Origin of the sequence: Paenirhodobacter hankyongi (genome assembly GCF_003664585.1) — a bacterium.
GTDB lineage: Bacteria > Pseudomonadota > Alphaproteobacteria > Rhodobacterales > Rhodobacteraceae > Rhodobacter > Rhodobacter hankyongi.
In genome coordinates this window covers 46,570-60,178 of the sequence record NZ_RCHI01000015.1, presented here as the reverse complement: position 1 = coordinate 60,178, position 13,609 = coordinate 46,570, and the positions used below count along the sequence as shown (strand labels likewise).

Annotated in this window: 15 protein-coding genes; 8 read left to right on the top strand and 7 right to left on the bottom strand. The window is 69.8% G+C overall.

Annotation, left to right across the window (positions count from 1 at the left end):
* Window positions 1-132: 132 nt before the first annotated feature.
* Together DYS74_RS14390 and DYS74_RS14385 are read left to right on the top strand one after the other, a co-directional pair.
* Window positions 133-1,635 (top strand): DegQ family serine endoprotease, encoded by a 1,503-nt coding sequence (locus DYS74_RS14390; RefSeq protein WP_121534384.1) that lies wholly within the window; start codon window positions 133-135, stop codon window positions 1,633-1,635.
* Window positions 1,636-1,769: 134 nt separating this feature from the next.
* Window positions 1,770-2,312, top strand: coding sequence for an isochorismatase family protein (locus tag DYS74_RS14385; RefSeq protein ID WP_245965292.1), 543 nt, complete (start codon window positions 1,770-1,772; stop codon window positions 2,310-2,312).
* Window positions 2,313-2,337: 25 nt separating this feature from the next.
* Here DYS74_RS14385 and DYS74_RS14380 read toward each other — a convergent pair whose 3' ends face one another.
* The gene (locus tag DYS74_RS14380) at window positions 2,338-2,880 is read right to left on the bottom strand and encodes a peptidoglycan-binding domain-containing protein (protein WP_245965291.1); all 543 of its coding nucleotides are present in this window, start codon (window positions 2,878-2,880) and stop codon (window positions 2,338-2,340) included.
* A 152-nt stretch (window positions 2,881-3,032) separates the two neighbouring features.
* Here DYS74_RS14380 and DYS74_RS14375 point away from each other — a divergent pair, with 152 nt between their 5' ends.
* Window positions 3,033-3,356 (top strand): 2Fe-2S iron-sulfur cluster-binding protein, encoded by a 324-nt coding sequence (locus DYS74_RS14375; RefSeq protein ID WP_121534382.1) that lies wholly within the window; start codon window positions 3,033-3,035, stop codon window positions 3,354-3,356.
* Window positions 3,357-3,409: 53 nt separating this feature from the next.
* On the opposite strand, the gene DYS74_RS14370 is transcribed toward DYS74_RS14375, so the two are convergent.
* Both DYS74_RS14370 and DYS74_RS14365 read right to left on the bottom strand, forming a co-directional pair.
* The gene (locus tag DYS74_RS14370) at window positions 3,410-3,907 is read right to left on the bottom strand and encodes a GNAT family N-acetyltransferase (RefSeq protein WP_121534381.1); all 498 of its coding nucleotides are present in this window, start codon (window positions 3,905-3,907) and stop codon (window positions 3,410-3,412) included.
* Window positions 3,908-3,915: 8 nt separating this feature from the next.
* Window positions 3,916-4,173: a YjhX family toxin gene (locus DYS74_RS14365; protein ID WP_121534380.1), complete on the bottom strand. Its 258-nt coding sequence runs from the start codon at window positions 4,171-4,173 to the stop codon at window positions 3,916-3,918.
* Window positions 4,174-4,519: 346 nt separating this feature from the next.
* Here DYS74_RS14365 and purU point away from each other — a divergent pair, with 346 nt between their 5' ends.
* On the top strand, window positions 4,520-5,404 hold the full coding sequence (gene purU / locus DYS74_RS14360) for a formyltetrahydrofolate deformylase (RefSeq protein ID WP_121534379.1): 885 nt from the start codon (window positions 4,520-4,522) through the stop codon (window positions 5,402-5,404).
* A 296-nt stretch (window positions 5,405-5,700) separates the two neighbouring features.
* On the opposite strand, the gene DYS74_RS18500 is transcribed toward purU, so the two are convergent.
* A complete protein-coding gene (locus DYS74_RS18500; RefSeq protein WP_183077548.1) occupies window positions 5,701-6,513 on the bottom strand; it encodes an AraC family transcriptional regulator in 813 nt (270 codons plus the stop codon).
* A gap of 112 nt (window positions 6,514-6,625) precedes the next feature.
* Here DYS74_RS18500 and DYS74_RS14350 point away from each other — a divergent pair, with 112 nt between their 5' ends.
* Entirely contained in the window at window positions 6,626-7,186 is a 561-nt protein-coding gene (locus DYS74_RS14350) for an NADPH-dependent FMN reductase (protein ID WP_121534378.1), read from the top strand.
* A 66-nt stretch (window positions 7,187-7,252) separates the two neighbouring features.
* Window positions 7,253-8,230, top strand: a complete 978-nt coding sequence (locus DYS74_RS14345) for a DMT family transporter (RefSeq protein WP_121534377.1) — start codon at window positions 7,253-7,255, stop codon at window positions 8,228-8,230.
* Here DYS74_RS14345 and DYS74_RS14340 read toward each other — a convergent pair.
* Window positions 8,133-8,792 (bottom strand): thiamine diphosphokinase, encoded by a 660-nt coding sequence (locus tag DYS74_RS14340; protein WP_121534376.1) that lies wholly within the window; start codon window positions 8,790-8,792, stop codon window positions 8,133-8,135. The genes DYS74_RS14345 and DYS74_RS14340 overlap by 98 nt on opposite strands.
* A 141-nt stretch (window positions 8,793-8,933) precedes the next feature.
* On the opposite strand from DYS74_RS14340, the gene DYS74_RS18710 reads away from it, so the two are divergent.
* Window positions 8,934-11,387: a hypothetical protein gene (locus tag DYS74_RS18710; protein WP_183077547.1), complete on the top strand. Its 2,454-nt coding sequence runs from the start codon at window positions 8,934-8,936 to the stop codon at window positions 11,385-11,387.
* A 53-nt stretch (window positions 11,388-11,440) separates the two neighbouring features.
* Here the strand turns inward: DYS74_RS18710 and DYS74_RS14330 are convergent, their stop codons facing one another.
* Window positions 11,441-11,677 (bottom strand): DUF2842 domain-containing protein, encoded by a 237-nt coding sequence (locus tag DYS74_RS14330; RefSeq protein ID WP_121534375.1) that lies wholly within the window; start codon window positions 11,675-11,677, stop codon window positions 11,441-11,443.
* Window position 11,678: 1 nt separating this feature from the next.
* Entirely contained in the window at window positions 11,679-12,977 is a 1,299-nt protein-coding gene (locus DYS74_RS14325; RefSeq protein WP_121534374.1) for an adenylosuccinate synthase, read from the bottom strand.
* 199 nt (window positions 12,978-13,176) lie between these two features.
* Between DYS74_RS14325 and secG the strand changes: the two genes are divergently transcribed.
* Window positions 13,177-13,533, top strand: a complete 357-nt coding sequence (gene secG / locus DYS74_RS14320; protein WP_121534373.1) for a preprotein translocase subunit SecG — start codon at window positions 13,177-13,179, stop codon at window positions 13,531-13,533.
* Window positions 13,534-13,609 lie beyond the last annotated feature (76 nt).

Genomic DNA, 13,609 nt, shown 5'->3' with positions numbered 1-13,609 from the left:
GGCGAGATCCTCTCGCCCCTTTCACACCGAATTGAGACGGCGCGACGGTCTTTCATTTGAACGTCCCGTCCCCTGGGGTTTTAACAAGGGAGACGCCGGCAGGCCCGGCTCGAGGATTTTCGGGAGCGACGCATGACGAAACACGACCTAACCCCGTTCACCCGCAAGGCGCTGATCCGTGCGCCCCGGCTTGTGAAGGGTGTCCTGGGGGCCGCGATGATCTCGACGGCGCTGGCCTTCACGCCGATCGCGCCGGCCTATGCCCGCGCCGCCCCGGACAGCTTCGCCGATCTGGCCGAAAAGGTGAGCCCGGCGGTGGTGATGATCACCACCACCACCACCGTCGCCGTGCCGAACGATCAGGGCCCGGTCTTCCCCGACGGCTCGCCGTTCTCGGACCTGTTCAAGGACTTCCCGTTCCAGCAGATGCCGAACGGCCCGAACGGCCCGACCCATCCGCAGCGCTCCAACGCGCTCGGCTCGGGCTTCGTGATCTCGGAAGACGGCTACATCGTCACCAACAACCACGTCATCGAGGGTGCCGACGAGATCCAGATCGAGTTCTATGGCGGCAAGACGATGGACGCGAAGCTGGTCGGCACCGACCCGAAGACCGATATCGCGCTGCTCAAGGTCGAAAGCGACAAGCCGTTGCCCTTCGTCACCTTCGCCGACAGTGACCAGACCCGGGTCGGCGATTGGGTGATGGCCATGGGCAACCCGCTCGGCCAGGGCTTCTCGGTCTCGGCCGGCATCGTCTCGGCGCGCAACCGCGAGCTTTCGGGCACCTATGACGACTACCTGCAGACCGACGCGGCGATCAACCGCGGCAACTCGGGCGGGCCGCTGTTCAACATGGACGGTCAGGTCGTCGGCGTGAACACCGCGATCCTGTCGCCGAACGGCGGCTCGATCGGCATCGGCTTCTCGATGGCCTCGAACGTGGTGAAGAAGGTCGTCGACCAGCTCAAGCAGTTCGGCGAGACCCGCCGCGGCTGGCTTGGCGTGAAGATCCAGGAAATCACCCCGGACATGGCCGATGCCATGGGCCTGGCGAAACCCGAGGGCGCGCTTGTCTCCGAGGTGCCGGAAGGCCCGGCGAAGGCCGCGGGCATGCAGGCGGGCGATGTCATCGTCAACTTCGACGGCGGCGAGGTGAAGAACAGCCGGGACCTCGTGCGCCGCGTCGCCGATGCACCGGTGGGCCAGGCGGTGCGTGTCATCGTGGTGCGCGGCGGCAAGGAACAGACCCTGCTCGTCACGCTCGGCCGGCGCGAGACCGCCGAGGGCGACGCCGTCCCCGCTGCGACGCCGGACCAGACCGGCACCGAGAGCGAGGCGCAGGTGCTTGGCATGACGGTGATGCCGCTCACCGATGCGCTGATCCAGGAGATGGGTCTGCAGCCCGGCACCCAGGGCCTTGTCATCAAGTCGATCGACGAGAACTCGGCCGCCTATGACCAGGGCCTGCGCGAAGGCGACCTGATCACCGAGGCCGGCCAGCAGCCGGTGGCGCAGCTGAGCGACCTCGAGGACCGGGTGAAGGAAGCCAAGGATGCCGGACGCAAGTCGGTGCTGCTGCTGATCCGCCGTGGCGGCGAACCGCGCTTCGTGGCGCTGCCGGTGAACGGCTGAGCCGCACCCCGCTGCCGCGCGAGCGGCGCGGACAGGAACGACGAGTGGCCCGGAGCGCGATCACCGCTCCGGGCCCTTTGCGTCGGCCCGGCATCCGGGCTATCCCGACGGCACAGGTTCAGGGAGTGCCGTGCGTGAGAGCCCTCGTCATCATCGACATGCAGATGGAAATGCAGCATCGCATCGCGGCTGGCCGCGACTGCGTGAACGCCGGGGCGCCCGAGCGGATCGCGGCGCTTGCGGCGGGCTTCCGCCAAAACGGGTGGCCCGTGCTGCATGTCCGCCACCGGGACGACGCCGCGCACTCCCCCCTGCATCCGGCGGCCGCGGGCTATCCGCCGATGGCTTGCGCCGAAGCGCTGGAGGGCGAGGCGATTTTCGTGAAACGGACCTCATCGGCCTTCGCCTCGACCGATCTGGCGGCGCATCTGCAGGCGCGCGGCATCACCGAACTGGTGGTGACGGGTGCCGTGGCCGGGTTCTGTGTCAACAGCACGGTCCGGCATGGCGCGGATCTGGGCTTTGACATGACCGTCGTCCGCGATGCGGTGATCGGCTTCGACCTGCCGGCGGCAGGCCTCTGCGCGCAGGTGATCTTCGATGTCACCCTCGCCCATCTCGAGGCCGATTTCGCGCGGGTCATCGACAGCGCGTCGGTGCTGGCCGCCGCGGACTGACCGGCGCCGCCGTTCGGCCACGGCCTCACTTCACGTCTTCGAGCCAGGGCAACAGCCCCATCTCCTGCGCTGCGCGGATCGAGAGCGTCGCCGAGGCAAGCCCGCGCGGCGCCTGATAGGCGCGGATCGCGGCATGGGTCGGGATGTCGAGCACGCCGTTGACCGGCCCGGCATAAAGCCCGCGCACCTGCAGCGCGCGCTGCAGCGAGGCGACGAACTCCGCACTCATCGCCTCGGGACAGGGCGCGGGGAACCACATGTCTGCCCGGCCCTCGACGATGCGCTGATGCGTGGCGCTGCGATAGGTCGCGGGTCGCGTCACCTGCCCGGTCGCGCGGTCGCGGACCTCGGGCGAGACCAGTTCCTGCTCGGTCACTGTCTCGATCACCGCAGGCCGGGTCTGACGGGCGAAGCAGCCCGCCTCGCCCGGCTGCGGCGGCGTGTCGCGCCATTCGCCGGCCAGGCTCTGCTCGACCGGCTCGGGCCCGGCCGCGTCGGCGGCACGGGCCACGGCCGGGCCAAGGCCGAGGGCACAGCACAGCAGGATCAGTCGCGCAGAAATGGTCATCGCCGGGGCTCTTTGCCGAATTCCTGCGCGACCCTAGCCGATTGCGGCAGGCGCGAAAAGGGATGCGGCACCGCGGCTCTGGTCAAGGCCTGCGGCATGTCCTACATCGGTTCGGACGGCCGCGCGGGCGGCCAGCGGATGGGATACAGACGATGGCGAAGATCACCTATATCGAATTCAACGGCACCGAGCATGTGGTGGATGTGAAGCCGGGCATGACGGTCATGGAAGGCGCGCGCGACAACGGCATCCCGGGCATCGACGCCGATTGCGGCGGCGCCTGCGCCTGCTCGACCTGCCATGTCTACATCGACGAGACCTGGGTCGACCGGCTGCCGGCGAAGGAGTCGATGGAAGAGGACATGCTCGATTTCGCCTGGCATCCCGATCCGGTGAAATCGCGCCTGACCTGCCAGATCAAGGTCACCCCCGAGATAGACGGGCTGGTGGTGCATATCCCCGAAAAGCAGATCTGAGCGCGTCTCCGCGTTCCCAGAAGGGCCGCCCGTCGGGGCGGCCCTTCGGCATTTCAGGGCATCAGCGCCGGCGCACAGACGAGCGCCCCGGCGGGGGCGGGGCCGGCGAGCGGCTTCACCAGCACATAGCGCGCCGGCACCCCCGCCAGCACCACCGCCGGATCGGCGACAAAGCCGAAGCGGCCGTAATAGGCGGGCTCGCCCACCAGCACCGCACCCGCCGCACCGCGCGCCGCAAGCCGGTCCAGCGCCGCGCGCATCAAGGCGCCGCCGATGCCCCGCCCCTGCGCCTCGGGCGCGACGGCCAGCGGGCCGAGACAGGCCCAGCCCCCCGCCCCGCCGATCGTCGCGGGCGAGGCGGCGATCTGGCCGATCAGCTGCCCCGCCTCCTCGGCGACCAGCGACAGGCTCAGCGCGCCGCTTGCGCGCAGCCGCGCCAGCACCTCGGCCTCGGTCCCCGAGGCGACGGGGGCTGTGGCGAAGGCCCGGGTGACGAGCGTGGCAAGGGCGGCGCTCTCGGCCGCGGTTCCGGTTTCGGATCGGATGATCATGGCAGACCTCACTGGTTGTCGAGTTGGCCGCGCACAGCGGCAAGGCCGCGGCGCGAAATCCGGTAGGGCGCACCGCCGCCCGAGGCGATCAGCCGCCGCGCCCTGAGGCGCCGGAACAGCGTCAGATCGCAATCGGACAGCACCAGCCCGTCGCGGGTGTAGCAGGTGACGGCGGAAATCTTGCGGCCCTCGCCGCGTTCATGGCGGATCAGCCCGCCCTGAGCCAGCACGTGCAGCACGCGCTGTTCGAGTTTCGAGATATTCATGGGAATCCTGAGACTGGATGTGAGACTTCAGGGCCGTGCCTTCAGGCCGCCCCGCTTCGTGTCACGGCTCCCCGACAGGGAGCCTCTCACACAATCTCCGACATCCACACTCCATCGCGGTCCATGCACCCGCGTCCCGAAGAAGGTAGGCGGCACGGCCCCCCGGTGCAAGGGGGCGCCGCCGCGACAGGCCGCCGCGCTCCACTATCGGAAACCCGCGTCTCGTTTGCGACACCGCCCGCGCCGCTTTTCGCGCCCTTCGCGTCGTATCCCGGCTGGCCCTCGGTCGCGCGGCAGGAGAGATTGCCCCCAACACGCCCGCAAGGGCCCAGCGAAGGACCCGAGAATGACTTCCTACGTGCTTACGGTGACCTGCAAGACGACCCGCGGCATCGTCGCCGCGATCGCCAGCTATCTGGCCGAGAACGGCTGCAACATCTCCGACTCGCACCAGTATGACGACGCGCAGAACCACCGCTTCTTCATGCGCGTCAGCATCGAATCGCAGACCGGCGCCAGCCGCGAGGCACTCGAGGCGGGCTTCGCCCCGATCGCCGAGGCCTTCGGCATGGACTGGGCGCTGCACGATCAGGCGTGCAAGATGAAGGTGCTGCTGATGGTGTCGAACTTCGGCCATTGCCTGAACGACCTGCTCTACCGGACCCGCATCGGCGCGCTGCCGATCGAGATCGTCGGCGTGATCTCGAACCACCTGACCTATCAGAAGGTGGTGGTGAACCACGACATCCCCTTCTACCACATCCGCGTCACGAAGGAGAACAAGCCCCAGGCCGAGGCCGAGCTGCTGCGCGTGGTCGACGAGACCGGGGCCGAGCTCGTGGTGCTGGCGCGCTACATGCAGATCCTGTCGGATGCGCTGTGCGCCAAGATGTCGGGGCGGATCATCAACATCCACCACTCCTTCCTGCCGAGCTTCAAGGGCGCCAACCCCTACAAGCAGGCCTATGAGCGCGGCGTGAAGCTCATCGGCGCGACGGCGCATTACGTCACCGCCGATCTCGACGAGGGCCCGATCATCGAGCAGGACACGGTGCGTGTGACGCATGCGCAGTCGCCCGAGGATTACGTGAGCCTTGGCCGCGATGTCGAGGCGCAGGTGCTCGCCCGCGCGATCCACGCCCATATCCACCACCGCGCCTTCATCAACGGCAGCAAGACCGTGGTCTTCCCGGCCAGCCCCGGCTCCTACGCCTCCGAACGGATGGGGTGAGCCGCGGTCCCGGCGCATCGCGCCGGGATTGAAAGCTCCAGTGGAGCGTTCAAAGCGGCGAACGCCCGAAGCGCAAGCGCAGGGCCGGGTGCCTTTGGCGAACGCCCGAAGCGCAAGCGAGGGCCGGGTGCCCTTGGCGCACGCCGGGCAAGCAACCAGCCTTCTCCGCTTCCAATTGCCTCAAATATCCCGGGGGTGAATGGCCGCAGGCCAGAGGGGGCAGCGCCCCCCTGCCCCGGCCGGGCACCGATCCCTCGGGCCAAAAGGGGGCGCTGCCCCCTCGGCCCTGACGGGCCTCACCCCCGAGGTATTTCGGGCAAGGAGAAAGACGGGCGGCCATCTTCGGCACCGGGCAGCGTGGCGCGGCTCAGATGCGGCGGATGCCCGGTCTCGCGGGTGAACATCGCGGTGAAGGCCGAGGGGCTGGCATAGCCGAGATCATAGGCAATCTGCGTCACCGGGCGGCCAGCGGCCAGCGCCTCGACCGCGCGGGCGATCTGCAGCCGGGTGCGCCAGCGCGCGAAGGAGAGCCCGGTCTCGCGCAGGAACAGCCGCGCCAGCGTGCGCTCGGCCACCGAAGCGGTCGCCGCCCAGTCCGGCAGGCTGCGCCGGTCAGAGGGATCGGCGACGAGCGCCTCGGTCACCCGCCGCAGCCGCGCGTCGCGACCAAGCGCGAGGCCGGGTGCCCGATCGCGCGCACGGCAGATCTCGTCGGCCAGAACCTGCATCGCGCGCATCTCGGCCGGGCTCCAGCGCGCCATGGGGTCGAGCGCGATCGCGCGCAACACCAGTTCGCGCAGCAGCCCGCCAAGTGGCAGCACCGCGGTCTCGCGCGGCAGATCGGGAAAGGCCGCGGGGTCGAGATAGGCCATGCGCACCGCGCTGCGCTCGGTGTAATCGGCGGCATGCGGCACGCCATGCGGCAGGAAGGCCGCCTGCCCCGGCGGCACCGAGAACACCCGGTCATCAAGCACGATCCGCATCGCCCCGGTCAGCAGGAAGATCAGCTGCGCGCAGGTATGCGCATGGCGCCCGACACGGGCGCCCCGGGCATGGTCGCGCGACAGCGCAAGGACCGGGTTCGGCGTGGGGGCGTCTTCGGGCAGCATGGCCGTTCCTCCGCAGCATTTGGCTGCTTCACGAAAGCGGATAGCACATCTTTCGATATATAGCCATCCGCAGGGCCGCTTCGGGCGGCCGAAGACAAGGACCGGACCGACCATGACCACCCCCTTCCGCCTGCTGGGCATCCCCGGAAGCCTGCGCAAGGCCTCCTATTGCGCCGCCGTGCTCGAGGCGATCGCTGCCGAGATCGCGCCGCGCGCCGAGACCGCCATCGCCCCGATCGGCGCCCTGCCGCTCTACAATCAGGATCTCGACATCGAGCCCCGCCCCGCCCCCGTCGCGGCGCTGCGCGGCGCGATCGAGGCGGCCGAGGGGCTGATCGTCGTCTCGACCGAATACAACCACGGCACTCCCGGCGTGCTGAAGAACGCCATCGACTGGGCCTCGCGCCCGGCCTTCGCCTCGCCGCTGAAGGACAAGCCGGTGCTGATCGTCACCTGCTCGATGGCCTCGACCGGCGGCGTGCGGGCGCAATACCAGCTGCGCGAGGCCTTTGCCTCGACCCTCTCGCGCCCGGTCGCGACGCCCGAGGTGGTGATCGGCGGCGTGCATCAGCGCATGACCGACGGCCGCTTCACCGACCGCGCCGTCCTTGATTTCGCCGCCGCCGCCTGCGAGCGGCTCCTTGCCGAGATCGCGCGCGACCGCCGCGGCTGAGCCCGCCGGCAGGGCGTCGTCACTTTCAGGATGGACGGCGCCCGCGCGGGGCGATAGCGGTTCCGGATGACACGCCCGGACCGCATCTTTCCCGGCATCGCCCTGATGCTCACCTTCTGCGCGCTGGCGCCGCTGATCGACGTGGCCTCGAAACTGGCCGCGCAGGCGGTGCCGGTGGGCACCGTCACGCTTGGCCGCTATGTCGTGCAGGGGCTGCTGATGGCACCGCTGGTTGTCGCGCTGCGGCTGCCGCTGCGGATCGGCGGGCGGGTGCTCGCGCTGAGCGTGGCGCGCGCCTTCGTCTCGATGACGGCGACCTATTGCTTCGTCGCCGCGGTGCAGGTGATGCCGATCGCCGATGCGCTGGCCATCGCCTTCGTCGAGCCCTTCGTGATCCTGTTCATCGGCCGCTTCGTGCTGCATGAGGAGGTCGGGCCGCGGCGCCTTGCGGCCTCGGTCGTGGGCTTCATCGGCGCGCTCTTCGTGATCCAGCCGTCCTTCAGCCATTTCGGCGCCGTGGCCTTCTTTCCGCTCGGCACCGCGGTCAGCTTCGCGCTCTACATCCTGCTGACGCGGGCGCTGTCGCGCGATGTCGACCCGGTTGTGATGCAGTTCCACACCGCGGTCTTCGCCACGCTGCTGTGCCTGCCGCTGCTGGCGCTTGGCAGCAGCAGCGGGCTGAGCGAGCTGAGCTTCGGCCGACCCGAGGGGATCTTCTGGCTGTGGTGCGCCTGCGTCGGCATCGCCTCGACGGTCAGCCACATGGCGATGAGCTATGCGCTGTCCTTCGCGCCCTCCTCGACGCTGGCGCCGCTGCATTATTTCGAGATGCTGACCGCCACGCTCTTCGGCTATCTGGTGTTCGGCGACTTCCCGAACCTGCTGACCTGGATCGGCGTCGCGATCATCACCGGCTCGGGGCTCTACATCATCCACCGCGAGCGCATCACCGCAACCCGAGCGCGGCAAGCACGCCGGCCAGATGCCGCTTCGGCAGCAGCACCAGCATCTCTCCCGCCAGGCAAAGCCGCACCGGGCCGCTGACCTCGTTCGAGGTGCCGACGCGGCCGGCGGGGGTGAAATTCAGCCCCTCGATCGGCCAGCGCAGCCCCTCTGCCGTGCCCGAGGCCGGACCGAAGGGGAACAGCGACAGCCGCTCCCCCAGCGGCAGGTCGAGCGCGATCTCGGGCGGGGCGCGAAAGATCAGCTCGTCTTCCGAGATCAGCACCACGGCGCGGTCGGGCCGCTGCGCCAGATCGCTGAGCGCGGCAAGGGTGTGGTCGAGCCTGAGCCCGGTGAAGCCCAGCCCGATGAAGAAGCGCGCCCCGACATGGGTCAGGCATTTGCCGAAATCGGTGCTGTCCTGCTCGGCGATGCGGTGCAGGCGCGCGGGACCGATTGCCGCCGCACCGGCCGGGCTCAGGCTGTCCATGTCGCCGATCACCGCCTCGGGCATCAGCCCGAAGGCCAGCGCCCGGTCACCACCGCCATCGGCCGCCACAAGCGCCGGCGCCAGCGCCAGCGCGGCGTGCAGATCCGCCGCCTCGACCGCGCCACCGCCAAGCAGGGTCACCCCGCCACGATACTGGACAATGTGTCTTTCCATGCCATGATTGATGGCGATTAAGGCAGGAAAGCACAACCGCGACCGGAAAAATTCCCTGCATTTGCCTTTTTCCGTTCACGGGAAAGCACCAGTTCAACAGGATCGTGGACGGAACCGGATCTAGTAGAAAGCGAGCGTTCCATGGTTGGTGCAAGCAAGATTCTGACCGTCTCCTACGGCACCTTCTCCTGCACGCTGGAGGGGTTCGACGAGCCGTTCAACACGATGAAGGCGATCGCGGAATATTTCCGGGATCTGGCCGCCGATGACCGCTATTTCGGCGCCGAGCCACCACAGCCCGACGCCGAGATGCTGCACCGCATCGCCGAGCGCGAGATCCAGCGCCGCGTCGAGGCGAAGATCCAGCGCAACGGCGTGATCCTGCGTCAGGCCGAGGAGACCGCGCCTGCCCCCGCCGAGATCCGCGCCCCCGAACCCGCGCCGACCGCCGCGCCCTCGTCCGAGGTTTCCGCCCCCGTGGCAGAGGAACCGGTGGTCGCGGCCCCCGCAGCCGAGGCGCCCGAGCCGGTCCGCTCCGAACCCGAAGCCCCGGTCGCGCCGGAGCCTGTCCCCTTCGTGGTCCCGCAAAGCGCCGACCCGGTGAGCGAATCGGTCGCGGCAAAACTGCAGCGGATCCGGGCCGCCGTGGCCACGGCGAAGGCCGCGGCCGCCACGACGCCCGCCGTGGCGCCGATCGAGGAGGCGATTGAGGCGCCGGCCGAAGCACCGGTCGCGGTGAGCGAGTCGATGCCCGAGGCCGAGCCGGTGGCCGAAATTGCCGAGGAGACGGTCGCCGAGGAACCGATCGCCGAGGCCCCCGCCGCGTTCGAGGAGCCCCTCGCCTCCGACCTCGAAGAGATCGCGCCCGCGGCCGAAGCCCCGGTCGAGGAACCCGCAGAGCCGGAACCCGCCATCGAAGCCCCCGTCGCGGCGGAGACCGTCGTCGAGGAGGCGGTCGTCGAGGAGCCCCTCGTCGAAGAGGCGGATTTCGCGGCCATGTTCCTGCCGGAAGCGGGCGTCGAACTGCCCGAAGCCGGCCAGCCTGAAACCGAGGCGGAGGCCCCGGCCGAGCCGAGCGCGGCGGCGCAGTCGTCCGAAGCCGTGTCGCCGCCGGGCTTGTCCGAACGCCATGCCGCCCGACGCGCGGCGCGTCATGCAACCGAAGAGCCCGAGATGACCGCGGCCGCCGAGGAAGTCGCCGCCCCCGAGGTCGAGGCGCCGCGCCCGCCGCTGCGCGCCCGGGTCATCAAGGTGCGCCGGATCGAGCCCGCGCCGGTCGCCGCGGCGCCCGCCGAGATGCCGCCTGCGGCGCCGGAGGTCGAGGCAGTTTCTGCCGATGCGGCGCCCACGGAGGAGGATGTCGCGGCCCTGGTCGCGGCGCGTCTTGCCGCCGAAACCGTGCCGGCTGCAGACGACGGCCCGGCGCTCACCCCCGAGCAGGAAGCCGAGCTGATGGCCGAGCTTGCCGCGCTCGAGGAAGATTTCGACGAGGATGAGGGCGAAGCGCTGACCGGCGCCGATACCGATGCGGCGCTGGCCGCCGCGGCGGAGGACTGGGATTTCCCCGAGGCGTTCGAAGCGCTGAGCGAGGAGCCCGCCGAGGCCCCCGCCCTCGACACGCGCGCGGCCGAGACCCTCGCCCCCGAGGAGATGGCCGAGGACACGATCGCTGCGGCCCTTGCCGCCCATCTCGGCGAGACCGCGCCGGCGCCCGAAGAGGCGCCGCTGCCGGAGGTTGCCCTCGCACCCGAGGCCGAGGCGCCTGCCGGGATCGAACCCGAGGAGATGGCCGCGCAGATCGCCGCGATGCTGCCGGACGAGGCCCTCGAGGCCACCGAAGCTGCCGTGGTGGAGCCCGCCGCCCCCGTCATCCCGCGCCGGATCGCTCAGACGCCTGCCGCCGCCTCGCATGAGGACGACGTGACACGGCTGATGGAAGAGGCCGACGCCCAGCTTTCGGGGCACGAGAATCGCCGCCGTCTTTCCGCGATCGCGCACCTCAAGGCGGCGGTCGCGGCGACGGTGGCCGAACGGCTGGCGCGCGGTGGCCGCAAGGAAGAGGCGGCAGACGAGACCCGCCCCTATCGCGACGACCTGACCCATGCCGTGCGGCCGCGCCGCCCGGTGCTGCACGGCGTGGCGAGCGCCCGCCCCGAGCCGGTCGAGCCGCGCCAGGCGCCGCTCGTGCTGGTTTCCGAGCAGCGCGTCGACCAGATCCAGACGGCGCCCGCGGTGCAGCCGGCGATGCCGGTGCGCCCGCGCCGGGTCAGCACCGCGCAGCTTCTGGCCGAGGACGTCGTCGCCCCGCAGGGCGGCGCCGAAAGCTTTGCCGACTTCGCGCAGGCGCGCGGCACGCAGGGCCTGTCGGATCTGCTCGAGGCCGCCGCCGCCTATACCGCGCAGGTCGAGGGCCGGCCGCATTTCTCGCCGCCGCAGATCATGAGCAAGGTGACCGCGATCGGCGAGGGCAGCTTCAGCCGCGAGGACCGGCTGCGCAGCTTCGGCCAGCTGCTGCGCCAGGGCAAGATCGCCAAGGTGAAGCGCGGCCAATACGCGATCACCGAACAGTCGCAATATTTCGAAAAGCGCGCCTGAGCTCAGGCACCGATGACAGAAAAACGGAGGGGCAAGCCCCTCCGTTTTGCGTTTCAGTCGCGTTTGGCGTCCGGGTCGGGCTGGCCCACGCCGGTGAAGACCGGCTTCAGCGGCAGCGCCCAGAGGACGCCGAGCCCGACATAGACCGCGAGCGATCCCCACCAGGGCATCATCCCCCAGCGGGCCTCGGCCATGTTCACCACGCTCACCGCGACGATGATATAGGCCGGCAGCCCGACCAGAAGCGCAAGCAGCGCCAGCCGCTTGCGGGTCTTGTAGCCGAGCGCCATCTCAGTCCGCGAAGGGGTCGGTGACGAGGATCGTGTCGTCGCGCTCGGGGCTCGTCGAGAGCATCGCGACCGGGCACTGGATCAGCTCCTCGATCCGGCGCACGTATTTCACCGCGGCGCCGGGCAGGTCGTTCCACGACCGCGCCCCCTCGGTCGATTCCTTCCAGCCCTCGACCTCTTCATAGATCGGCGTGCAGCGCGCCTGCGCCTCGGCCGCGGTCGGAAGATAATCGAGCACCTCGCCGTCAAGCGAATAGCCGGTGCAGATCTTGATCGTGTCGAAGCCGTCGAGCACGTCGAGCTTGGTCAGCGCGATGCCGTTGATGCCCGAGATCGCGCAGGTCTGGCGCACCAGGGCCGCATCGAACCAGCCGCAGCGACGCTTGCGCCCGGTGACCGTGCCGAACTCGCGGCCACGCTCGCCCAGACGGTCGCCGTCGGCGTCGAGCAGCTCGGTCGGGAACGGGCCGGCGCCGACGCGGGTGGTGTAGGCCTTGACGATGCCGAGCACGAAGTCGATCGCATTCGGCCCGAGGCCGACACCCGTCGCCGCCTGCCCGGCGATCACGTTCGACGAGGTCACATAGGGATAGGTGCCGAAGTCGATGTCGAGAAGCGAGCCCTGCGCGCCCTCGAAGAGGATGCGTTTGCCGGCGCGGCGCATCTCGTTCATCACCTTCCAGACGGGCTTGGCGTATTGCAGCACCGCCGCCGAGATCGCGTTCAGCTCCTTCAGCAGCGCGGCACGGTCGATCGGCCCGAGGCCGAGACCGGCGCGCAGCGCGTTGTGGTGGACAAGCGCGCGGTCGACGCGCTGCTCGAGCGTCGCCGGATCGGCGAGGTCGGCGACGCGGATCACGCGACGGCCCACCTTGTCTTCATAGCACGGGCCGATGCCGCGGCCGGTGGTGCCGATCTTCGCGTTCGAGCCCGCCGCCTGCGCCTCGCGGGCGCGGTCGAGCTCGCCGTGGAACGGCATGATGAGCGGGGTGTTCTCGGCCACCATCAGGTTGTCGGGGGTGATCTCGACCCCCTGTTCACCGATCTTCTTGATCTCGTTCAGCAGGTGCCACGGATCGAGCACGACACCGTTGCCGATCACGCTGAGCTTGCCGCCGCGCACCACGCCCGAGGGCAGCGCGTTCAGCTTGTAGACGACACCGTTCACGACCAGCGTGTGGCCCGCGTTGTGACCGCCCTGGAACCGCGCGATGACGTCGGCGCGCTCGCTCAGCCAGTCGACGATCTTGCCCTTGCCCTCGTCGCCCCATTGGGCTCCGACAACCACGACGTTGGCCATATCCCACTCCTGCAGGGTTGTGAAAACCGCGTGACATATAGCGGGCGTGGCCCCGGGGGGAAACCGTTTTTCGGGCTGTCCGGTCAAGTTTGCGGCACGGCAGCGACGGACGGTCGCGGTTTCGCCGGGAAACGGCTTGCGCGGCGGCCCTCATACGCCTAGATAGGCGCGTCGGTTGAAAGAAGGCCCCGCACCCCTCATGGAAAACGTCGTCCTCTCCATCCACCTGATCCTTGCGCTGCTCCTGATCGGCGTCGTGCTTCTGCAGCGCTCCGAAGGCGGCGGGCTCGGCATGGGGAGCACCGGCGGCGTGATGACCGGCCGGCAGGCGGCGAACGCGCTGACCCGGCTGACCTGGATCTTCGCGGCGGGCTTCATCATCACCTCGGTCACGCTGACCATCCTGGCCGCACGTGCGGCCTCGGACGCCTCGGTCGTCGACCAGCTCACCACCCCGGCGCCCGCGACCACCGCGCCCGCCACCCCGGCCGCGCCGCCGATCGAGCTGCCTCCGGCCGCGACCGACGCGCCGGTGACGCCGCCGCCCGCCAACTGAGCGGGCCGCGGCCTTCGCCCCTGACACCAGTCTTGGGGCAAAGCGTCACAGTTTACCCAATGTCTTGCGGTCCGGT